The organism is Flavobacterium ginsengiterrae, assembly GCF_039539785.1.
Taxonomy (GTDB): Bacteria; Bacteroidota; Bacteroidia; order Flavobacteriales; family Flavobacteriaceae; genus Flavobacterium; species Flavobacterium ginsengiterrae.
Genome location: NZ_BAABDU010000003.1, coordinates 1,161,039 through 1,182,732, shown reverse-complemented (window position 1 = coordinate 1,182,732; position 21,694 = coordinate 1,161,039). Strand labels below are relative to the sequence as shown.

Annotated in this window: 20 protein-coding genes and 1 riboswitch; of the genes, 1 reads left to right on the top strand and 19 read right to left on the bottom strand. The window is 35.2% G+C overall.

Annotated elements, in window-relative coordinates; genetic code table 11:
• Positions 1-12 precede the first annotated feature (12 nt).
• From ABD859_RS08010 to ABD859_RS07925, 18 genes are all read right to left on the bottom strand, one after another.
• A complete protein-coding gene (locus ABD859_RS08010) occupies positions 13-1,422 on the bottom strand; it encodes a pyridoxal phosphate-dependent decarboxylase family protein (protein WP_345142641.1) in 1,410 nt (469 codons plus the stop codon).
• Positions 1,423-1,502: 80 nt separating this feature from the next.
• Positions 1,503-2,726, bottom strand: coding sequence for a dicarboxylate/amino acid:cation symporter (locus ABD859_RS08005; protein ID WP_345142638.1), 1,224 nt, complete (start codon positions 2,724-2,726; stop codon positions 1,503-1,505).
• An 82-nt stretch (positions 2,727-2,808) separates the two neighbouring features.
• A complete protein-coding gene (locus ABD859_RS08000) occupies positions 2,809-3,477 on the bottom strand; it encodes a class I SAM-dependent methyltransferase (RefSeq protein ID WP_345142635.1) in 669 nt (222 codons plus the stop codon).
• Positions 3,478-3,695: 218 nt separating this feature from the next.
• Positions 3,696-4,652 (bottom strand): methylenetetrahydrofolate reductase [NAD(P)H], encoded by a 957-nt coding sequence (metF, locus tag ABD859_RS07995; protein ID WP_345142632.1) that lies wholly within the window; start codon positions 4,650-4,652, stop codon positions 3,696-3,698.
• 92 nt (positions 4,653-4,744) lie between these two features.
• Positions 4,745-7,420, bottom strand: a complete 2,676-nt coding sequence (metH, locus tag ABD859_RS07990; protein ID WP_345142629.1) for a methionine synthase — start codon at positions 7,418-7,420, stop codon at positions 4,745-4,747.
• A 210-nt stretch (positions 7,421-7,630) separates the two neighbouring features.
• The gene (locus tag ABD859_RS07985; protein WP_345142625.1) at positions 7,631-8,146 is read right to left on the bottom strand and encodes a hypothetical protein; all 516 of its coding nucleotides are present in this window, start codon (positions 8,144-8,146) and stop codon (positions 7,631-7,633) included.
• A gap of 17 nt (positions 8,147-8,163) precedes the next feature.
• Positions 8,164-9,162, bottom strand: coding sequence for a homocysteine S-methyltransferase family protein (locus ABD859_RS07980; protein WP_345142622.1), 999 nt, complete (start codon positions 9,160-9,162; stop codon positions 8,164-8,166).
• 310 nt (positions 9,163-9,472) lie between these two features.
• A riboswitch (SAM riboswitch) is annotated at positions 9,473-9,588 on the bottom strand.
• A 245-nt stretch (positions 9,589-9,833) separates the two neighbouring features.
• Positions 9,834-9,965 (bottom strand): hypothetical protein, encoded by a 132-nt coding sequence (locus ABD859_RS07975; RefSeq protein WP_345142619.1) that lies wholly within the window; start codon positions 9,963-9,965, stop codon positions 9,834-9,836.
• Between the two features lie 463 nt (positions 9,966-10,428).
• Positions 10,429-10,722 carry a type II toxin-antitoxin system RelE/ParE family toxin gene (locus ABD859_RS07970; protein ID WP_345142617.1) on the bottom strand — a complete coding sequence of 98 codons (294 nt, stop codon included), beginning with the start codon at positions 10,720-10,722 and terminating at the stop codon, positions 10,429-10,431.
• Positions 10,713-10,940 (bottom strand): hypothetical protein, encoded by a 228-nt coding sequence (locus ABD859_RS07965; protein WP_345142614.1) that lies wholly within the window; start codon positions 10,938-10,940, stop codon positions 10,713-10,715. The genes ABD859_RS07970 and ABD859_RS07965 overlap by 10 nt, the downstream gene beginning before the upstream one ends.
• Before the next feature lie 160 nt (positions 10,941-11,100).
• Complete coding sequence (locus ABD859_RS07960; RefSeq protein WP_345142612.1) at positions 11,101-12,153, bottom strand: NAD(P)/FAD-dependent oxidoreductase; 1,053 nt, start codon at positions 12,151-12,153, stop codon at positions 11,101-11,103.
• Positions 12,154-12,250: 97 nt separating this feature from the next.
• A complete protein-coding gene (locus ABD859_RS07955; RefSeq protein ID WP_345142611.1) occupies positions 12,251-12,832 on the bottom strand; it encodes a precorrin-2 dehydrogenase/sirohydrochlorin ferrochelatase family protein in 582 nt (193 codons plus the stop codon).
• Between the two features lie 48 nt (positions 12,833-12,880).
• Positions 12,881-13,693 carry a uroporphyrinogen-III C-methyltransferase gene (gene cobA / locus ABD859_RS07950; RefSeq protein WP_345142609.1) on the bottom strand — a complete coding sequence of 271 codons (813 nt, stop codon included), beginning with the start codon at positions 13,691-13,693 and terminating at the stop codon, positions 12,881-12,883.
• Entirely contained in the window at positions 13,686-15,776 is a 2,091-nt protein-coding gene (locus ABD859_RS07945; RefSeq protein WP_345142606.1) for a HEPN domain-containing protein, read from the bottom strand. Before ABD859_RS07945 ends, cobA begins: the two co-directional genes overlap by 8 nt.
• 84 nt (positions 15,777-15,860) lie before the next feature.
• Entirely contained in the window at positions 15,861-17,105 is a 1,245-nt protein-coding gene (locus ABD859_RS07940) for a sulfate adenylyltransferase subunit 1 (RefSeq protein WP_345142602.1), read from the bottom strand.
• Positions 17,106-17,251: 146 nt separating this feature from the next.
• Positions 17,252-18,151, bottom strand: coding sequence for a sulfate adenylyltransferase subunit CysD (gene cysD / locus ABD859_RS07935; protein ID WP_057117574.1), 900 nt, complete (start codon positions 18,149-18,151; stop codon positions 17,252-17,254).
• A 96-nt stretch (positions 18,152-18,247) separates the two neighbouring features.
• Positions 18,248-18,958, bottom strand: coding sequence for a phosphoadenylyl-sulfate reductase (locus tag ABD859_RS07930; protein ID WP_345142599.1), 711 nt, complete (start codon positions 18,956-18,958; stop codon positions 18,248-18,250).
• Positions 18,959-18,984: 26 nt separating this feature from the next.
• Positions 18,985-19,887, bottom strand: coding sequence for a TSUP family transporter (locus tag ABD859_RS07925; RefSeq protein ID WP_345142596.1), 903 nt, complete (start codon positions 19,885-19,887; stop codon positions 18,985-18,987).
• A 311-nt stretch (positions 19,888-20,198) separates the two neighbouring features.
• On the opposite strand from ABD859_RS07925, the gene ABD859_RS07920 reads away from it, so the two are divergent.
• The gene (locus ABD859_RS07920; protein WP_345142593.1) at positions 20,199-20,981 is read left to right on the top strand and encodes a sulfite exporter TauE/SafE family protein; all 783 of its coding nucleotides are present in this window, start codon (positions 20,199-20,201) and stop codon (positions 20,979-20,981) included.
• A gap of 116 nt (positions 20,982-21,097) precedes the next feature.
• On the opposite strand, the gene ABD859_RS07915 is transcribed toward ABD859_RS07920, so the two are convergent.
• A complete protein-coding gene (locus ABD859_RS07915) occupies positions 21,098-21,508 on the bottom strand; it encodes an RrF2 family transcriptional regulator (protein ID WP_089354631.1) in 411 nt (136 codons plus the stop codon).
• Positions 21,509-21,694 lie beyond the last annotated feature (186 nt).

Below are 21,694 nucleotides of genomic sequence, written 5' to 3'. Positions count from 1 at the left end.
TTATTTTGAGTTTTACAGATCAAAATCTTCAAGAATATTTTTCATTTCTTCCATCACAATTTTAATATCCTGTTCCGTTGTTCTCCAGTTTACAAAAGACGCTCTGATTCCTTTTTTATTTTCATAAACAGTTGGCGTCATAAATACTTTTCCGGTATAATTCAGTTTCGCTAAAAACTTAGAAACCTTATCCTGATTATCATCACCTTTAATTGTAAAACAAACATTATTTAAGCGAATTGGCGCCAGCAATTCAAAATTATTATCTTCAATAAGTGCATTTGCAAAATGAAGAGCCAGCTGCGTGCTTTTTTCAATAATATCACAAAAACCTTCTTTACCATACGCAACTAAAGAAAACCAAACCGGCAAAGCTCGTAAACGTCGTGAATTCTCCGGAAGCACGTTTAAATAATTAAAATTCTCCAGCGGATCTCCTAAATAAGGAGCATTTGAATTTTGAAAAGTTTCAATTTGAAGATTTATATGTTCTTTTTTAATTAAATAAAAAGCACTTTCATAAGGAACATTCAGCCATTTATGACAGTCAATTGTAATACTGTCTGCTCCTTCCCAGCCTTTTACATAATGCTTGTATTTCTCTGAAACAGCTGCAAAACCGCCAAACGCACCATCAATATGCCACCAGAAATTGTATTTTTCTTTTAATCCTGCAATTGCTTCAAAATCATCAAAATCAGCAGTGTTTACAGTTCCGGCACTCGAAATTAAAATAAATGGTTTCCCATTTAAAGCTTTCATTTTTTCTTCTAAATCAGCGATATCCAGAGCTTCTCTGTTACCTTCAATTGTTTTTACTAAAGTGTAATTCTGGCTTCCAATTCCAAGCATTGAAAGTGATTTTATTGAAGAAGAATGAGGCGTTGCAGTTAGAATATTAATAGTTTCAGAAATTCCGTTTTTGGCAAAATCTTTTCCAAACTGCGCTCCAAACCATTGTCTGGCAACCGCCAGAGAAGTAAAATTAGACATCGTTGCCCCGGTTACAAATCCGCCCAAAAACGAATCCGGAAGTTCTAATAATTGAAGTAATAAATTAATGGTTTCAAATTCTATTAAAGCCGAATTCCCTCCCTGAGAAGTTACAGACTGCGTATTTTGATCGTAAACCGATGCCAGCCAGTCGCCTACAATAGAAGCAGGAGTCGATCCGCCTGTTACAAAACCCCAGTAACGCGGTCCGGGAGAAGAAACTAATAAAGGCGCTAATCTTTGTTTAAACTCTTTTAAAGCTTGTTCTGAACCTATTCCTAATTCATTTAAAACACGTTTAGGATCAATTTTATTTTGGTTTGAAGTTGGAATATCATCAAGGTTGTTTAGAAAATCAATTCCTTGTTGTTTTGCTTTTTCTAAGATATTTTCTAAATCGTTTAGATCTTGTTGTAATATAGAATTCATAAGTTTATTGTATTAGTTATTTTCACGCAGATCGCGCGGATAAAAGCAGATTAATAAAGATTTTATTTTTTATAAAGAAGTTACCACTTTGTCTTTTCAGAGAATCTGGAAACCATCATTGAAGCTATTACATCACCATTTGCATTTAACAAAGTAGCGATTGGATCAACAAGAGTACCTAAAATCATGGCGACCGGAAGTGCCTGTTCCATTGGGAAACCATAAACTGTTATGGCTAAAACTTCTCCAATATAACCTCCGTTTGGAATACCTCCTTCGACTATAGAAACAATAACTGTTATTCCTAAAGCCAAAAGTATTGTTGAAGGCTCGGTGAAATCTTTTCCAAACATGGCAAAAAGAAAAGTAATTTTTAAAATAGATGACATACTCGAACCGTCTTTATGCAAAGGCGCACCAAGCGGAATTACCAGATTTCGAACGTGTGCTGGAATTCCCATTTTTTGTGCAGCATCCAAATTTGCCGGAATTGTCGCAATACTGCTGCAAGTTCCAATTGCGGTTAAAGATGGCGTGATATTATTGCTCCAAAAAACTTTAAAAGCTCGTTTTCCGCCAGCAATAAAAGCATATAAACTGAAAAATGTAAAGAAGTAAAAAATACAAGCTGCATAATAAACTGCCATAGGTTTTGCATAAACACCAAACAATTGCGGGCCAAAAATACCAACCTGATAAGCAAAATAAGCGCCAAGTCCGACTGGGGCAAATTTCATTATAATATTTAAAAGCTGTTTCATGACTTCGTTTCCAGAATCCAGAAAGCTCTTAAAACCATTTCCTTTTTCTCCCGATTGTAAAGTGGCAAAACCAATTAAAAACGAGAATATAATTAACGCCAGCATGCTTTTACGCGATAATAATTCGAAGAAATCATTTGTTGTAACCAACTTTGCAATCTGATCTCCGACAGAACCTGACTGAATATTTTCAAAGGGAACTTTGGTAATGGCAATATCCTGATGAATTGGAAAAAGATAAACCGCAAAAATCATGACGATTGCCGAAATCAAAAGCGTACAAAGAAAAACTAAGATCATTATTCCAAATAATTTTCCAAGCTTTTCTTTCTGTTCCAAATTCGCAACCGACGAACCAATTGTAAAAAATATCAATGGAATAATGGCCGTAAAAAGTAAATTCAGGAAAATATCTCCAATTGGTTTTATAACCAAAACTTTTTCGCCAAAAACCAATCCAAAAATACTCCCAACTATAATACCTCCAAGAAGCAATAAAATACTGCTGTAACTCTGTAGAAAATTGATTTTTTTTACTTCCATAATTTTTAAAGTATTACAATCTAGAAACCAAAATGAAAAAATGAAAGTACTAAAACGCGGCTGAAAAATTTAAACACGCAGTTTAAAATGATTTAAACGACTTTTCTAAAACAAACGTTGTAAAAGCTCTTTCTACCAATTCGCCGGTTTTGCTTTTTACCTTTTCGCTCTGTGTTTCGGTATAAACGATTTTGAAATCGGATTTTCCAATTAAATCCTGTGCTTTTTGAGTGCTGTAAAGTTCAAACTCAAATTGCGTAAACGGCAGTTTTTTCATGAAATCTTCTTCAGCAAAAGTCAGACAGAAGTTTCCATTTGGTTTTAAAACTCTGTAAATTTCTGCAAGTAATTCTTCTGGCTTTTGCCAAAAATAAATAGTATTTACAGAGAATACTTTATCGAAAGATTCATCTTCAAACGGAATTTTGTTGCCATCATAAAGCGAAAAGAAAGCTTGTTTTTGAGAAACAAAATTTCGGTTAATCTGGCGTGCTTCCTGAAACATCAGTTCCGACATTTCAAGTCCGTAATATTTTAAATCTTTTCCTTGTTCGAATAAAAATTCAACGTGTCTCGCGTTTCCGTGACCTAATTCGAGAATTTTATTTTCTTTTGAAATATTTAAATTTTGAATGGAATGTTTGGTCATATTGATGTTCGTTTCGTTCATCATATTTCCCATTTCAATTCCTTTTTCGCCTGAAGGATTTTTTAATTGTGAGGCTATGGCTTGTAATTCTTCTTTTTCCATGATATGAAAATTTAAACTTCTAAATTAAACAAAATCCTTGAATCAAATTCCAATTTTTGAAAATCCAAATTCCAATTTTCCCGTAATCTTGTCATTTCGACGAAGGAGAAATCTCCGCGAGTAACTCGACAATCTCAGGAAAATCTTTGCGGAGCTACTCGCGGAGATTTCTCCTTCGTCGAAATGACAAAACTAGGCGTTTTAAAAATTAATAAACCTTAAAAAACTTTACTCGCAATCTGTCTGATATTCTCCGATTTCCCCATTGAATAATAGTGTAAAAATGGAACTCCGGCTGCTTTTAATTCTAATGATTGCTGAATCGCCCATTCGATTCCCACTTGTTTGATTTCAGCGTTATTTTTGCATTTGTCTACTGCATCGATTAAATCTTCTGGTAAATCGATTCTAAAGATTTGAGGGAGAACTTGTAAATGTCTTTGAACCGCAATTGGTTTAATTCCAGGAATAATTGGAATTGTGATGCCCATTTCTCTTGCTTTTTCTACGAAAGCAAAATATTTAGCATTGTCAAAAAACATTTGTGTAACTACGTAATCTGCTCCAGCGTCAACTTTCTCTTTTAATCTTTTTAAATCCGATTGTAAAGACGGTGACTCTAAATGTTTCTCCGGATAACCCGCAACACCAATACAGAAATCAGCTTTGTTGTCTGCATCAATTACTTCGTGCAGATATTGTCCGCAGTTTAAATCTTTAATCTGTTTTACCAAATCAACTGCATAATGATTTCCACCGTCTTTTGGTGTAAAAGATTGTTCATGTTTCATTGCATCGCCACGAAGCGCCATTACATTGTTGATTCCTAAATAATGACAGTCAACCAGCATATATTCGGTTTCTTCTTTTGTAAAACCGCCGCAAAGCAAATGCGGAACAGTGTCAACATTATATTTATGTTTTATAGAAGCGCAAATTCCAAGCGTTCCCGGACGCATACGAGTCAGTTTTTTGTCTAAAAGTCCGTTGCCTTTATCGATATAAATATACTCTTCGCGAGAAGTCGTTACATCAATAAACGGCGGATTAAACTCCATTAACGGATCAATATTGTCGTATAATTCCTGAATACTTTTCCCCTTTTGAGGCGGAATAATTTCAAATGAGAATAATGTTTTTCCTTTGGCGTTTTCTATATGTTCTGTTACTTTCATTATTAGATTTTTGTTTCAAAGTTTTAAGTTTCAGGTTTCAAGTTCTCTACTGTAACTTGAAACCTGAAACTTGAAACCAAAATAACTTTTCGTTAATCTGCTATATTAGGGTTTAACCATTTCATTGCGTAATCCAGCGGTACATTTCGGCGTTTAGCATAATCTGTAACCTGATCTTCTTTTATTTTTCCGAGACCGAAATATTTACTTTTCGGATTTCCAAAGTAATAACCAGAAACCGATGACGCCGGCCACATTGCCATACTTTCTGTTAAGGTTACTCCAATTTGTTTTTCAACATCTAAGAGTTTCCAAATCGTTGGTTTCTCCAAGTGATCCGGACAAGCTGGATATCCTGGCGCAGGACGGATTCCTTTATACGATTCTTTAATTAATTCTTCGTTGGTTAAAGATTCATCTGAGTCGTAACCCCAGAAATCTTTACGTACTCTTTCGTGAAGATATTCAGCGAAAGCCTCAGCAAAACGATCGGCAAGCGCTTTAACCATAATCGAATTATAATCGTCAAGGTTCTTTTCGTATTCTGCAGCCCATTCGTCAACACCAAAACCTGTTGTTACACAGAAAGCCCCCATATAATCATCAATTCCGCTTTCTTTTGGCAGAATAAAATCAGCTAAAGCTGGATTTGGAGCGCCTTTTGTTTTTTGAGATTGTACTCTCAAAGTCAAAAACTTCTCTAATACTTTTCCGTTTTCATCACGCAATTCGATATCATCATCGTTTACCTGATTGCAAGGAAAAATTCCATAAATACCTTTTGCTTTTAGTTTTTTCTCTTCCAAAATCACTTTCAGCATTGCCTGAGCATCATTGAAAACTGAAGTTGCTTGTTCACCCACAACCTCATCGGTTAAAATTGCCGGATATTTTCCGTACAATTCCCAAGTCTGGAAAAATGGTGTCCAGTCGATATACGGAACTAAAACATCCAATTCTATTTCGATAGTTTGAGCGCCAATTTTCTTTGGTTTCGTCGGAGTATATTCAGACCAATCCAATTGTAATTTATTTTTACGAGCATCTTCAATCGTAAGGAAGTTTTTGTCTCTCGAACGATTTAAGAATGTTTCTCTAAACGAATCGTATTCTGCACGAATATCTGCTGCGTATATTTTTCGGTTATGATCTAACAGGTTTCCTGCAACAGTAACGGCTCTCGAAGCATCGTTTACGTGAATTACAGTTTCTCTGTATTGAGGCGCAATTTTCACGGCTGTGTGCGCACGCGAAGTGGTTGCCCCACCAATCATAATTGGGATTTTAATTCCTTGTTTATCTAATTCTTTGGCTAAGTAAACCATTTCGTCAAGCGAAGGTGTGATCAGTCCGCTTAATCCGATAATGTCTACTTCATGTTCGATCGCCGCAGCAATGATTTTCTCTGGAGGCACCATTACACCTAAATCTACAATCTCGTAATTATTACAAGCCAAAACCACCGAAACGATGTTTTTTCCAATATCGTGAACGTCGCCTTTTACGGTTGCCATTAGGATTTTTCCGTTTCCTTGTTTGTCTCCGGCTTGTTTGCTTGCTTCGATAAATGGCAATAAATAAGCCACCGCTTTTTTCATTACACGAGCCGATTTTACTACCTGAGGCAAGAACATTTTTCCGCTTCCGAATAAATCTCCAACGACATTCATTCCAGCCATCAAATTGATTTCAATAACTTCAATTGGTTTTGTGGCAGCCAAACGTGCTTCTTCAACATCTTCTTCAATAAAAGCATCAATTCCTTTTACCAAAGAGTGCGTAATACGATCCTGAACCGATCCTAAACGCCATTCCTGAACGGCTTTTTCGTCGCTTTTAACTTCGCCTTTTACATTTTCTGCAAAATCCAAAAGTCTTTCAGTCGCGTCGTCACGTCTGTCAAGAATTACGTCTTCTACGTGTTCTAATAAATCTTTCGGAATATCATCGTAAATCGTTAACATTTCTGGGTTAACGATTCCCATTGTCATTCCTTCTTTAATGGCGTGGTATAAGAAAACCGAATGCATCGCTTCACGAACCACATCGTTTCCTCTAAATGAGAACGAAACGTTACTCACCCCACCGCTTATATGTGCGTGTGGCAAATTCTCACGAACCCATTTTGTTCCTCTAAAGAAGTCCAATGCGTTCAATCTATGCTCTTCCATTCCTGTTGCCACTGGGAAAATATTCAAATCGAAGATAATATCCTGCGGAGGGAAACCTACTTTGTTTACCAAAATATCATAAGAACGCGCACAAATTTCGACACGACGATCGTAATTATCAGCTTGACCTACTTCGTCGAAAGCCATGACAATTGCCGCCGCACCATAACGTTTGATTAATTTGGCATGATGAATAAAAGCTTCTTCTCCTTCTTTTAACGAAATGGAGTTTACAACGCTTTTTCCTTGTACTACTTTCAGACCTGCTTCAATAATTTCCCATTTCGAGCTGTCGATCATAATCGGCACTCTCGAAATATCGGGTTCTGCTGCAATTAAATTTAGGAATTTAGTCATGGCAGTTACACCATCCAACATTCCTTCGTCCATATTGATATCGATAATCTGCGCTCCTCCTTCTACCTGCTGTCTTGCGATATCAAGTGCCTCATCATATTTCTCTTCCTTGATTAATCGAAGGAATTTTCGCGAACCGGTAACATTTGTACGCTCCCCAACGTTTACAAAAACACTTTCGGGCGTAATAATCAAAGGTTCTAATCCTGATAATACAAGGTCTCTTCTTTTTTCAGTCATTTCTTTTTAAAGTTGCTAAGCTTCTAAGAGGCTTAGGTTCTAAGTTTTATTGTATATTTTTTAGGCTTTTAAACCTCTAATCTTTTTTATTTGGGCGTGTCCTTCGGCCGGGCTATCCGTTGCAAGTCCTCGCTCTTCCTTCGTCAGGCTGTGGGCTTTCCACTTCTATCCCTCACGCAGACTCGGTTTCATAATTATATTTCGAGTTAATTATTCATAAAAATAATCTGATTTTGGCATTTTTTTTATTTCTTCTTTTTTGTCTAAAATGTCCCAAATCATCTTATATAAATCAAGAAAAGGCTTCACTTTTTTCTCATTTAAATCATCAGTAAATCCATTTTCATAACTCACATATTTCTTTTTGCCGCTCATAAAAACCGATATGCTATTTTGAAAACTGGGCATTCTAACTTTAATGGTTCCAGATTTTCCCGTTGGCTCAAAAATCGTTGGCATATTAAAAAAATCGACTTTCTTAATAAACTCAAAAATTCTCCTTTTTTCCTCTAATGTTAATTCAACTTTTACTGTTTTTTCCTCATTTAAATATTTTCTATAAAAACTATTAAACTGAGAATTATATGCATCATTTCCTCCACTGTTAATCACAAAATAAAAATCAGACGGTATTTCTTGTGTCGCTTTTAACGAAGCTTTTTCACTTCGGAAACCAAACAAACCAAAAAGTATAAAAACAACTGATATTATTCTTAATTGTTTCATCAACAGTAATTCTCTAATTAAGCAAATATCGGCGCTACTCTCGGCTTATAATCCTTCGCAACTTCTGCCATTAATCGAATGTGATCTGGAGTTGTTCCGCAGCAACCGCCAATGATATTAATTAAATTATCGTCTAAATATTCTTTGATAAAAGCCTGTGTTTGTTCAGGTGTTTCATCGTATTGTCCGAACGCGTTTGGCAATCCTGCATTTGGATGCGCTGAAACGTTGAACTGTGTATGTTGTGATAATGTTTTTAAATATGGTTTCAACAAATCGGCTCCTAAAGCGCAATTGAAACCAACGCTCAATAATGGAATATGTGATACTGAAATCAAAAATGCCTCAACTGTCTGCCCAGAAAGTGTTCTTCCTGAAGCATCTGTAATCGTTCCTGAAACCATGATTGGCACATCGATATTGCGTTCGTCTTTTACTTCTTCAATGGCAAAAAGTGCTGCTTTTGCGTTTAATGTATCGAAAATTGTTTCTACTAAAAGTAAATCGCAACCTCCGTCTAATAAAGCTTCTACTTGTTGTTTGTAAGCAATTCTTAAATCATCAAATGTCACGGCTCTGTAACCTGGATCGTTTACGTCTGGTGACATACTTGCTGTACGGTTTGTTGGTCCAATTGAACCAGCTACGAAACGTGGTTTTGCCGGATTTTTAGCTGTGAATTCGTCGGCTACTTCACGGGCAATTTTTGCCGATTCGTAGTTTAATTCGTAAACCAAATCTTCCATGAAATAATCGGCCATACCGATTGTGGTTCCTGAAAAAGTATTGGTTTCTACGATATCTGCTCCTGCTTCGTAATAGGCAGCATGTACAGCGCGAATTGCTTGCGGTTGTGTAAGTGATAATAAATCGTTGTTTCCTTTTAACGGATGCGGAAAATCTTTGAAACGTTCGCCGCGAAAATCTTCTTCTGAGAAGTTGTAGCGTTGTAACATGGTTCCCATTGCTCCATCCAGGATCAGGATTCTTTCTTTTATTGCTTCTTTTATTGACATACTGTTTTGCCTTTTGCCACGAAGACGCTAAGACACTAAGCTTATTTAATTCTTTAATTAGACCTGACAGTTTTAAAAACCTGTCAACTCTAAAGGATATCTTGATTTTTAATTCCAAAAGTTCACAATTGTGGCTCTTTAGCCCCGATTGAGCCGGTATCCTCGCAACGGAGTGGAGAGATATAGGCGAAAGCGGGAACCCATGACGGCAAAAATGCGTCAATGATTCGCTCCTTTCACTAAATTTTATTTCAGTGAAATTTTGTTGTAATGTTGTCAGGAAAAGTTTTGAGAAATACTGTTTGTATTTGTGTTATCTATCTTAGTTACTGTGTTTACAGTGTAAAGTAGAATTTAGCACCTTCTTTATGGTAAAGGGTTGCTAAGGTTTCATTGGGTCTATCCCTCCGCCTTTCGTGATAACTTTCAATAAAATTATGAACGCTGCAAAGTAACGACATAAAGCGGTTAATTGCAAGCGTTTTTTAAAGTTTCTAAGAGGCTAAGGTTCTGAGGTTCTAAGTTTTTTGAAGATACTAAGTTACTAGGCTGAAAAAGCTCAAAGTTTAAAAAAGAAAAGCTCAAACTTTATTTACAAAGTTTGAGCTTTTCTTTTAAATTTTTCCGTCTCAATTAAAAGTTGAGCTTATTTTCTTTTGATCAGAAAGTTTTTAAAAACTTCTGTCCCAATTCAAAAATGTATCTATGACTTCTTGATGATCTGTAAATTCATTATCTGTCATACTCATCTCATTTTCAATGTTGGCATTTTCTTCTAGTAGTGTTTCTTCATCCCAATTCATAATAGATAATTTTTAATACATTTCTAAAGTTAGCATTTTATCTTGATTCTTCAAAATTTTTCTTTTCAAGGTACAAAGCTACTATCTCAATATGTTAGGTCAAAGGAACTAAGATTAAGTTAATGTGATGTTTTTTTTAAGCTACTAAGGTTCTGAGTTGCTAAGCTACTAAGTTTAAAATCTTTGTTTTGAATTATTTAATATGTAAACACAAGATTGTAGAACATAGCCCACAGTTTCAACCGTGGGGACGCAATGCAAATCAAGATACGTACTTCAACAACACGCATCCCACGGTTGAAACCGTGGGCTATGTTTGAATTTGATTGTCTAATATGCTCCAGAGGAGCAAAATATTTATAGAAAAATAATTTGAACATCAAAGTCGCTCCTCTGGAGCTCTATTGATACGGATATTTATTTCTTTTCTATAAATATTTCATCCCTCTGGGATTTTTTTGTTTTAATGTTTAGGCTTTCGTTTTGTTCCTCTAAAGTTGATAATTTCAACAATGTTTGCTTCTTTATTTATTCTGTAAACTAAATAATTATTTTTATCTACAATTGCTTTATGTAAAGAGGTTTTTCTTGAAGATTTTGGAAATTGTTCCGGATTGTTTTTTATCTGATTGATTACTTGTTGAATATTATTTTCCAGATTCAAAATTTCTCTGGCTGTCCACTTTGCTTCTAAATAATCGAGAACTTTATTAAAACCTTTTACGGCTTGTGAAGTCCATTCAATTTTTAATGCCATTTTGAAAATCTTTTCATCACCTCTTCATGGCTCGTCAATTCTCCTTTATCAGCTTGTTCAATTCCTAACTGAATTTCTTCTTGCTCTGATTTGGATAAATCGTCAAACCAATCATTTTGATTTGCTTTCAAAACCAATTCGAGTTTTTCCAATACGCTTTCATCTTCAACCTTAACCAACTCCTGAATAAACTGATATTTTCTTGCTTCTAAATTCATGGTAACAAAATTTATATAATCACAAAGATACGTTTTTTTAAGGTTCTGAGATGCTAAGCTTCTGAGGTACTAAGCTAAAAAAGCCCAAACTTTAAAAAGTTTGGGCTTTACTATATAAAAATCTTAGCACCTTAGTCTCTTAGAACCTCAGTACCTCAGACTAAACTATCGCCTTCACAACCGCCTTTGGCGCCTCTTTACGAGTTCCGTCAAAACCGTCTACACCAGAAACTGTTGTATATTTCAATACATATTTTTTACCTGGATTAATGATTCCGTATGCTGCTTGGCACATTAATGTTGCTTCGTGGAAACCGCAAAGGATTAATTTTAATTTTCCTGGGTATGTGTTGATATCTCCGATTGCGAAGATCCCTGGAATATTAGTTTGGTAATCTAAAGCGTTGTTTACTTTGATTGCATTTTTCTCGATTTCTAATCCCCAATCTCCAATTGGACCTAATTTTGGTGTTAATCCGAAAAGTGGAATGAAATAATCACAGTCGATTTTACGGTGAGCTCCGTTTTCTTCAATATCCAAAGATTCTACGTGTTCTGCACCGTTGATTCCGATAACTTCTGCCGGAGTGATTAATTTGATTTTTCCAGCTGATTTTAATTCCTGTACTTTTTCTACAGAATCTAAAGCTCCTCTAAATTCGTTTCTTCTGTGAATTAAAGTTACTTCTGAAGCTACATTTGCTAAGAAAATTGACCAGTCTAATGCTGAATCTCCTCCTCCTGCAATAACAACTCTTTTATCTCTGAATTTCTCAGGATTTTTGATGAAGTATTTTACTCCTTTATCTTCATAAAACTCGATATCTTCGATAAGTGGTTTACGAGGTTCGAAACTTCCTAAACCTCCAGCGATAGCAATAACTGGCGCGTGGAATTTAGTTCCTTTGTTTGAAGTTACGATGAAAGTTCCGTCTTCTTGTTTTTCGATTGTTTCTGCACGCTCTCCTAAAGTGAAACCTGGTTCAAATTGTTTGATTTGCTCCATTAGTCCGTCGATTAGGTCTCCAGCTAAAACTTCTGGGAATCCAGGAATATCATAAATTGGCTTCTTAGGATATAATTCTGAAAGCTGTCCTCCTGCTTGTGGTAAAGCATCTAAGATGTGACATTTCAATTTTAATAATCCTGCCTCGAAAACGGCAAATAAACCTGTTGGTCCTGCTCCAATTATAAGTATATCTGTTTTAATCATTATGTTGTTGTTTATAATCATTCTTAATAACGCAAAGAAACAAATAAATCCTTGGACTGTCAATGATTTTTATCATTTATTTCTTTCCGAAACTTTTTTACTCTTTATTTTTTAATGAAGAAGTGATCTCATTCATCCTTTTAACCTTTTCTTCAAAATTGCCTTTAAGCGTTTTTCGGTATTCGTTTAGGTTCTCAACCATTTGATTGATGTCTTCTGGAATTACTTCTTCAAAAAACTCTCTTAATCTTTTTGCCGTTGTTGGCGATTTTCCGTTAGTCGAAATGGCAATTTTTACATTTCCTTTTGTTACAATTCCGCCTAGATAATAATCACATAAATCTGGCGTATCGGCGATATTGCATACCAAATAACGCTTTCTGGCCAAGTCATAAACTCTTTTATTGACTTTTAAATCGTCTGTACAAGCGATTACCATGTGGCGCTTTTTAAGCATTTTCTTTTTAAACTTCGATTCGGTTAATTTAATCGAAGGATGTTTTTCTGCTAAGACTTTAATATCCAGATGGAAATCTTTTGCTACTACCTCAACATTTGCATTCGGACTTGACTTGAGCAAGAAAGAAAGCTTTTCCAGACCTACATTTCCTCCACCTACAATTAGTACATTTAAATTGTGAAGCTTTAGAAATATTGGATATAATTCGTTTTGTTCCATTTTAATTTATTTTCACCTAATCAAAATTAGATGATTTTCTTCAATCGATCATTTTTTTCCAACGAATTGGTTCTGACGGAACATTTTATCCAACTCCTTCTTTTGACAAAACTCTTCGTAAAATCCTTTTAATTTATGGCTTTCGCGAACCACTTCGCCTAAAACGATAATGGCCGGAGAACCTAATTCTTTTTCTTTTACGATTTCTAAAATTGAATCTACAGTTCCTACGCCAACTTTTTCTTCCGCTGTTGTTCCGTTTTGAATGATGGCAACTGGCAGATTTCCTTTGTTTTCTTTTTGAAACAAATCGATAATCTGAGGCAGTTTGTGCATTCCCATCAGGATTACAACTGTTGCAGATGATTGTGCCGCCAAAGCTACATCTGAAGATAATTTCCTGTCGGATGTTGTACCTGTAATCGCCCAAAAGCTTTCTGAAACTCCTCTTTTGGTAATCGAAATTCCAAGACTAGCCGGAACGGCAACTACTGATGAAATTCCTGGAACAACTTCAGTTTTGATTCCGAAGCTTTCTATGAATTCGATTTCTTCGCTTCCTCTTCCAAAAATAAAAGGATCTCCGCCTTTTAATCGCACGACATTTCCATAAGTCAAAGCATTATCTACAATCAATTGATTGATTTGATCCTGCGTATAACTGTGGTTTCCTTTTCGTTTTCCGACAAATAATTTGATGGAATCTTTGGGAGCGTGCGCTAAAATTTCTTCGTTTGCCAAAGCATCATACAAAACCACATTCGCTTCAGCCAGCGCTTTTACGGCTTTAAGCGTAAGCAGTTCCGGGTCGCCGGGACCTGCGCCAACTAAAGTTACTTTGGGTTTTAGGATATTATGCATTTGCTAATTCTTGTGCTCTGAATGTTTCGATTTTATCAAAGAAAACTGCTCCTTGAGCAATATAATCTTTAGCAAAAGTTTCAGATGGTTCATTCTTATTGATTTGATATACCAAATCTTTAAAAGTTGAATTCAATTCGATTTTATTGGTATCGATAAAAACAGTGTCAAATAAATCTACAATTCCTGCGTGGTGGTTTGTTTTTTGGTTTTCTGCCAATAATAAAGCTTTTGCTCCATTTACAAATCCTGCGTAAGCATGATAAATTGCATCTGACCATTTTTTCTCGTCGAAAGAATCCTGAGCTAAAATCAATTTCTCTTTAGCTTCAAACAATAAAGTCGCTACTAAATCGATCACAACACCAGCACATTCTCCAACTCCAACTGCTTTTACGTAGTTATCGGCGTTACCCCAATCCACAAAATCGGCTTCTGTTAAATTGGTTACATCAGATAATGGTTTTAAGATTTCGTAGAAGTATTTCTCTCCTTTTAAGTCATAATAGTTAAGGAATTTTTCTCCATTAGCATTAGCGTCAAAATCATTTAAGATGGTACGCAAAGCTTCTGGCCCTCTACGGCTTGGAATTTTGATTACTTTATCAGCAAAACGTCCTTGTCCGTTCCCTAATCTTCCTCCGCCCAATAAAACCTGTAAAGCCGGAGCTACTAGTTTTCCTGAGTTGATAGACATTCCCTGAAATCCGATTGCAGACATATTATGTTGTCCGCACGCATTCATACAGCCCGAAATTTTGATTTCGATTTCGCGGTTGTTTAAATACTGAGGATATTCTGCACTTAAAACTCTTTCTAACTCTTCTGCAATACCGGTACTACTTGCAATCCCCAAGTTGCAAGTATCAGTACCCGGACATGCCGTAATATCTCCAACTGAATTATATCCTAAATGAACAAAGTCAAGTTTGGCTAATTCTTGATAAAAGAAAGGAAGATTTTCCTCTTTTACGTGACGTATTACAATATTTTGACGCAATGAAAAACGCAATTCGTTTGCTGCGTAATTTTTAATTAAATCTGCTAATAATCTGGCTTTATCCGTATAAAAATCTCCTAATAAAACTTTGATTCCGATAGCATAATATCCTGCTTGTTTTTGTGCAATTACATTCGATTTTTTCCAAGCTTCATAAGCTTTTGTATCTTCGATTGTAACTTGTGGCACTTCTAAAACTGGTTCTGCAATTGGTCCATCAAAAGCAGTTGTGTCGATTTCGTATGTTTCAAAAGCGATTGCTTTTTTCTCTTTTTCAACTAAATCAAGGAAAACATCTCTTCCCATTTCTTTGATTAAGAATTTCATACGCGCTTTCATTCTCTTTGCACGTTCACCGTATCTATCGAAAATACGGATGATTCCTTCTGCTGTTGGAATGATTTCGTTAACTGGTACAAATTCAGAAAGTAATTCTGCATGCGCTGGCTGAGATCCTAAACCTCCGCCGAACATGATTTTAAATCCTTTTTGTCCGCCTTTGATTTTTGGAATGAACCCTAAATCGTGTAAATAGCTCAAAGCAGTATCTTCATCTGAAGAAGAGAACGAAATTTTGAATTTACGTCCCATTTCCTGACAGATCGGGTTTCTTAACAGATATTGAAAAAGTCCGTGTGCGTAAGGTGAAACATCAAATGGCTCGTTTACATCTACTCCTGCTAATTCGCTTCCTGTAATATTTCTAACCGTATTACCGCAAGCTTCACGCAAAGTAATATCGTCTTTAGCCAATTCTGACCAAAGTTCAGGTGTTCTGTCTAGACTCACGTAGTGAATCTGAATATCCTGACGCGTTGTAATATGCAAACGTCCTGTAGAATATTTATCTGAAACTTCCGTAATTCTTCTCAATTGCTCGCTGGTAACTTTTCCATAAGGCAATTTGATACGAATCATCTGAACACCTTCCTGACGCTGACCGTAGATTCCACGCGCTAAACGAAGACTACGAAAACGCTCATCATCAATTTTTCCTCCACGGAATAAGTGAATCTTTTTTTCTAATTCGATAATCTCCTTCTGAACTATCGGGTTTTCTATTTCTGTTCTAAAACTTTCCATTTCCTTGTTAGTTTGTAGTTTATGGTTAATTGTTTATGGTTGCTGTTGAGAGAAAACTATCAACTACAAACCAAAAACCATCAACTATTTAATGAATCCTACTCCTGCTGTTGTGTTTGTCGCTGTATCGATCAAGATAAAAGCTCCGTTTGATTTGTTTTCATTATAAGAATCAAAATACAATGGCTTGCTTAATTTGATTGTTACTTCTCCAATTTCGTTGATCGCTAATTGTGAAGCTTCTGTTGTTCCAGAATAATCTGTTGCAATTGTATTTTTGATGCTTTCTACTTTTGCTAAAACTCTGTTGGTGTTGTGCTGAACCAAATATTTTGTTCCTGCAACCAGTTTTTTACTGTCCATCCAGCAAATTGTTGTTGTAATATCTTTTTCAATTTTTGGAAGTTCAGATGATTTTACAATCATATCGCCTCTTGTCACATTGATATCATTTTCTAATTCGATTGTAATTGAAGATCCCGCTGTAGCTTCGTCAAATGATTTATCGAAAAAGTGAATTTTTGAAACTTTTGATTCTGTTAAAGAAGGAAGAACTGTTACGGCATCTCCAACTTTAATTGAATTTCCGTATAATTTTCCTGCGTATCCTCTAAAATCATGGTATTCTTCTGTTTTCGGACGAATAACGGTCTGAACCGGGAAACGTGCTTTTCCTGCTTCGTAAACATCATGAGAATGCAATCCTTCTAAATGTTCTAAAACTGTTTGACCTTCGTACCAAGGCATATTTTCCGATTTATCCACAACGTTTCCGCCGTTGATTGCACTTAACGGAATATAGCTTACATTTTGTTCTTTGAAAGTACTTTTTGCATTTAATGCCTCAAAATCAGTTTTGATTTTATTAAAAACTTCTTCTGAGTAATCAACTAAATCCATTTTATTGATGGCAACAATTACTTCCTTTACTCTCAATAAATTATTAATGAAAAAGTGACGGTAAGTTTGCTCAATAACTCCTTTTCTGGCATCGATCAAAATGATAGAAACCTGAGAAGTTGAAGCTCCTGTAACCATGTTTCTCGTATATTCTACGTGACCCGGAGTATCGGCAATAATGTAACTTTTCTTTGCTGTCGAAAAATAAATGTGTGCAACGTCAATCGTAATTCCCTGCTCTCTTTCTGCCACCAATCCGTCTGTTGCAAGCGAAAAGTCAAGATAATCGTATCCTTTTTGTTTACTGCTTTTCTCGATTGCTTCGATTTTATCTGTTGTCAATGATTTTGTATCGTACAATAATCTTCCGATTAAAGTACTTTTTCCGTCATCTACACTTCCTGCTGTTGCTATTTTTAAAACGTCCATTCTGTAATATTTTGTTTCAGGTTTCAAGTTTGAGGTTTCATGTTTTCTCGAAACTTATAATCTGTATGTTTTTGTTTTTTTGATTTTTACTTTTAAAATTTCGTTCCGAATTGCATTCATAATTCACAATTCATAACTCATAATTATTAAAAATACCCTTGTTGTTTTCTTTTCTCCATTGCAGCTTCAGAACGTTTGTCATCGATTCTGGCTCCTCTTTCAGAAATGGTTGATGATCTAATTTCACCCACAACTTCTTCGATTGTTGCTGCGTAAGATTCAACAGCGGCTGTACAACTCATATCTCCAACGGTTCTGAAGCGAACAATTCTTTCTTCGATTTGTTCGTCTTCTTCTTGGTACACAAAAGGAGAATGCGACCAGATTAAACCGTCTCTCAAAAAAACTTTTCTTTTATGTGAAAAATAGATGGAAGGAATCTCGATTTGTTCTTTTTCGATATAACTCCAAACATCTAATTCTGTCCAGTTTGAAATTGGGAAAACACGCACGTTTTGTCCATTTTCAATTTTTCCATTCAAAATATCAAACAACTCAGGTCTTTGATTTTTCTCATCCCATTGTCCGAAATCATCACGAACAGAGAAAATACGTTCTTTAGCTCTTGCTTTTTCTTCATCACGACGCGCACCACCAATACAAGCATCAAACTTAAATTCTTCAATTGCATCTAAAAGTGTTGTTGTCTGTAAGCTGTTTCTACTAGAATATTTTCCAGTTTCTTCAACCACTTTTCCTTCATCAATAGCATCCTGAACATTACGAACGATTAACTCTAAACCTAATTCTTCTACCAATTTATCTCTGAAAGCAATTGTTTCAGGAAAATTATGTCCCGTATCTACGTGCAATAGAGGAAACGGAATTTTAGCAGGAAAAAATGCTTTTTGCGCTAAACGCACCAATGTAATAGAATCTTTTCCTCCTGAGAAAAGTAAAACCGGTTTGTCAAACTGTGAAATTACTTCTCTGAAAATGTATATCGCTTCACTCTCTAAAGCGTTTGTTTTTAATACTGAACTCATTATTGTTGTTATTTTTTTGTTTCAAGTTTGAGGTTGTTTGAATCTCAGACTCGTTATTCTTTATTCTATAATCTATTTTCTATTCTCTCTGCCGGTTTACTCTTTTTTTGCACCATGTAAACCGCATTCTTTATGGCTTGATTCCCACCACCATCTTCCAGCTCTGATATCTTCTCCTGGGAAAATTGCTCTCGTACAAGGCGCGCATCCAATACTTACGAAACCTTGTTTATGTAAAGCATTCTGCGGAACATTATTTTCAGAAAGATACGTTTCAACTTCTTCTAAAGTCCATTTTAATAATGGATTGAATTTGATGATTTCGAAACCTCCATCGTATTCAAATAAATTCAAATCGCTTCTGTTTTCTGATTGTTCGGCTCTTAAACCTGTAATCCAAACTGAATTTCCTGCTAAAGCTTTTCGTAACGGAACTACTTTTCGAATAAAACAGCACTCTTTTCTGTTTTCAACTGAATCGTAAAAACTGTTTGGTCCTTTTGTCTGAAGCAGATTTTCTACTGATGCTGCTTCTGGAAAATAAACTTCAATTGGTCTTTTGTATTTTTTTAATGTCTTATGAAAAACATCATACGTTTCCTGAAATAATCTTCCTGTATCTAAAGTAAATACCGTAATATCGGTATTACTTTTAGCAATAAAATCAGTAATTACCTGATCTTCCTGACCGAAAGAAGTCGAAAAAATTACTTTTCCCGGAAATTCGTTTGCTAAAAAAACTAAGGTTTCGTCAAGCGAAAAGTCTTTTGTTTTTTCTAATAATTCTTGTACAATACTCGCACTCATAATCTCTTCCTTTCTAAAATTATTTTTTAAAATAATTTAGATAATGTTTTTAAACTCAATACTATAATTAGAATTCCAACTGCTATCATCATTGGCTTTCTTTTAATTCTATTTACTAAAAATGCTGCAATTGGTGCTGCGATTACGCCTCCGGCAATCAATCCAATGATAACTTGCCAACCATGAATTCCACCAAAAAGCATGAAAGTGATTCCACTTGCAAATGAAATCGCGAACTCAGCAGCATTAACAGATCCAATCGTATATTTCGGATTTCTTCCTCTTCCTAACAAAGTTGAAGTTACAATCGGCCCCCAGCCTCCGCCTCCAACTGAATCCATAAAACCTCCAAAAACAGCTAAAACACCTAATTTTTTAGTTTTCTTTTTTTCAACGTTTTTCTTCAACGCTTTTTTGATGATAATTGCTGCCAAAACAATCATGTAAACAGCTATAAATGGCTTAATTACATCTCCATTAATAACATCAGACAATAAATAAGCTCCAGTAATTGAACCCAAAACTCCTGGAATCAACAAATGCCTTACCAATTTTTTATTGATGTTTCCAAAACGATGATGCGAAAGCGCCGAAGCTCCTGTTGTAAACATTTCTGAAACGTGAACTGCTGTACTGCTTACTACTGGTGGCACTCCGTAAGCCAACAAAAACGAGGTTGAAGTCGCTCCATACCCCATTCCTAATGCTCCGTCTACCAATTGAGCAAAAACTCCGATCAAAAAGAACGCTAAAAGATTTTCATCAAATCCCTGAACAAAACCATTCCACGAAAATTCAGCGTGATGGTTATAAATTAATGTAGCTACCAAACCTAACAACAAAACCACAGGTATTACGACCCATAAATTTTCCTTTAACAAAGCATTAGACTTTACCGCAGTGTTGTTTAACTTAAGTTCATTTTCCATATTTTAAGAATTTGTTTTTGTTCTTAAAAATCCATTACCCTATCGGCTTAGTAGATTACTTTGCAAATGTACTACATATTTCGAAATATCAAAACAATATATTTACTTTTTTGCATTAGCTATTACCTTATAAACCAACACAGAAGATATTTAAAGAACGATTAGTAAATTAATTTAACAAATTATGCACTGCTCCTTAAAATCTTAACAGCGCAACCTTATTTTGTGATTTGTAAAAATAAACATTTAATCTCTACCAAATCTATAGGATAATTATAAAAATGTTATTATTTTAGCGCCAAATTTTTTTTATGGATTTTCAGATTGGTCTTGTCATTGCAGGTTTAGTAGTGGGTTTTATTGTTGGGTTAACTGGTGTAGGAGGCGGTTCTTTAATGACGCCTATTTTATTATACTTTAATATTCCGCCAACAACAGCCGTTGGAACAGATTTACTTTACGCCGCATTTACTAAAGCCGGAGGAATTTTTGTTCACAATAAAAAAGGTAATATCAATTGGAAAATCACAGGATGGCTTACTTTAGGAAGTGTTCCTGCCGCTTTGATAACTTTATGGATACTGCATAGCATCAAAACAGATATCGAAACTATAAATCGTGTTATCAAACAAAGTTTAGGCTGGGCATTATTATTTACCTCTGTTGCTATTATTTTCAAACAGAAATTAATGAAGTTTTCACAGAAACATGCCGGAGATAAATTTCACAGTGAAAGTACGACTCAAAATATGCTGACAATTGGGATTGGAGTTTTATTAGGAGCAACCGTAACTTTGACTTCAATTGGTGCCGGAGCTTTAGGAACAGTAACTTTATTTTTCCTTTATCCTTTATTACCAACTCCTAAATTAGTAGGAACAGAAATCGCACATGCCGTTCCATTAACTTTGGTTGCGGGAATTGGTCACGCATCTATGGGAAATTTAGATTTGGGATTATTAGGACAATTATTAATGGGATCACTCCCAGGAATCTACATGGGAAGTATGTTAAGCGGAAAAGTTCCGGATCAGTTTCTTAGAAATGCCATTGCAGTAATGCTTTTTCTTGCTGGATATAAATTGATATTTTAGGTTCAAGTTAACCATATAAGTCAGGTAAGTTCATTTAACATACTTTCGGCATACAATTAGACGCACTGCTCTGCGTCTCTACAAAATAAACTTATATAACTTATATGGTTTAAAGATTAAAAAGCGATATCTGCCAGAGAATTACTTTCTAATATTTTAAGGGTATTATCCCGAACTTCTGTCATTAAACGTCTTGCAGCACAGGTAGTTTCATCATCACAATCATCGCATTTTTCGTAGAAATTATGACTGGCACAAGGTAAAAGCGCAATTGGTCCTTCAAGAATTCTATAGACTTTGGCCATACTAATGTCTTTTGGATCCTTGATTAAATAATAACCACCGCCTTTTCCTTTTTTGGCTCCAAGAAAACCGGAATTTCTTAAAAGCAATAAAATACTTTCTAAAAATTTAATCGAAATATGTTCACTTTTGGCAATTTCGGCAATTTGAACTGGTTCGTTATTTTCGCGTCTTGCTAAATAAGTCAAAGCTTTAATTCCGTATTTTGTTTTCTTTGAAAGCACGTACTATATTTTAGATTTTAGAATGTTGATTTTAGATTTGACCAAATTATCAACCATCCAAATTTTATTAGAAAACAAAAATAGGTTTTTTAAATGACTTATACTCTACTTAATCTATCTTATTTAAAAAATGACTGGTAATCAAAATAAAAAACGATTTTCAATAGTATTACTTACTATCAAAAA

Coding starts and splice junctions, on each gene's coding strand:
- ABD859_RS07930 (WP_345142599.1), bottom strand. CDS start 18,958: ATGAGTGCGAGTATTGTACAAGAATTATTAGAAAAAACAAAAGACTTT.
- metH (WP_345142629.1), bottom strand. CDS start 7,420: ATGACTGAAAAAAGAAGAGACCTTGTATTATCAGGATTAGAACCTTTG.
- ABD859_RS07940 (WP_345142602.1), bottom strand. CDS start 17,105: ATGGACGTTTTAAAAATAGCAACAGCAGGAAGTGTAGATGACGGAAAA.
- ABD859_RS08010 (WP_345142641.1), bottom strand. CDS start 1,422: ATGAATTCTATATTACAACAAGATCTAAACGATTTAGAAAATATCTTA.
- ABD859_RS07980 (WP_345142622.1), bottom strand. CDS start 9,162: ATGTCAATAAAAGAAGCAATAAAAGAAAGAATCCTGATCCTGGATGGA.
- ABD859_RS07985 (WP_345142625.1), bottom strand. CDS start 8,146: ATGAAACAATTAAGAATAATATCAGTTGTTTTTATACTTTTTGGTTTG.
- ABD859_RS07945 (WP_345142606.1), bottom strand. CDS start 15,776: ATGGAAAGTTTTAGAACAGAAATAGAAAACCCGATAGTTCAGAAGGAG.
- ABD859_RS07975 (WP_345142619.1), bottom strand. CDS start 9,965: ATGAATTGGGATGAAGAAACACTACTAGAAGAAAATGCCAACATTGAA.
- ABD859_RS07965 (WP_345142614.1), bottom strand. CDS start 10,940: ATGAATTTAGAAGCAAGAAAATATCAGTTTATTCAGGAGTTGGTTAAG.
- ABD859_RS07955 (WP_345142611.1), bottom strand. CDS start 12,832: ATGGAACAAAACGAATTATATCCAATATTTCTAAAGCTTCACAATTTA.
- ABD859_RS08005 (WP_345142638.1), bottom strand. CDS start 2,726: ATGGAAGTAAAAAAAATCAATTTTCTACAGAGTTACAGCAGTATTTTA.
- metF (WP_345142632.1), bottom strand. CDS start 4,652: ATGAAAGTAACAGAACATATAGAAAACGCCAAAGGAAAAACATTATTC.
- cysD (WP_057117574.1), bottom strand. CDS start 18,151: ATGAGTTCAGTATTAAAAACAAACGCTTTAGAGAGTGAAGCGATATAC.
- ABD859_RS07960 (WP_345142612.1), bottom strand. CDS start 12,153: ATGATTAAAACAGATATACTTATAATTGGAGCAGGACCAACAGGTTTA.
- ABD859_RS07970 (WP_345142617.1), bottom strand. CDS start 10,722: ATGGCATTAAAAATTGAATGGACTTCACAAGCCGTAAAAGGTTTTAAT.
- ABD859_RS08000 (WP_345142635.1), bottom strand. CDS start 3,477: ATGGAAAAAGAAGAATTACAAGCCATAGCCTCACAATTAAAAAATCCT.
- ABD859_RS07920 (WP_345142593.1), top strand. CDS start 20,199: ATGGATTTTCAGATTGGTCTTGTCATTGCAGGTTTAGTAGTGGGTTTT.
- cobA (WP_345142609.1), bottom strand. CDS start 13,693: ATGCATAATATCCTAAAACCCAAAGTAACTTTAGTTGGCGCAGGTCCC.
- ABD859_RS07925 (WP_345142596.1), bottom strand. CDS start 19,887: ATGGAAAATGAACTTAAGTTAAACAACACTGCGGTAAAGTCTAATGCT.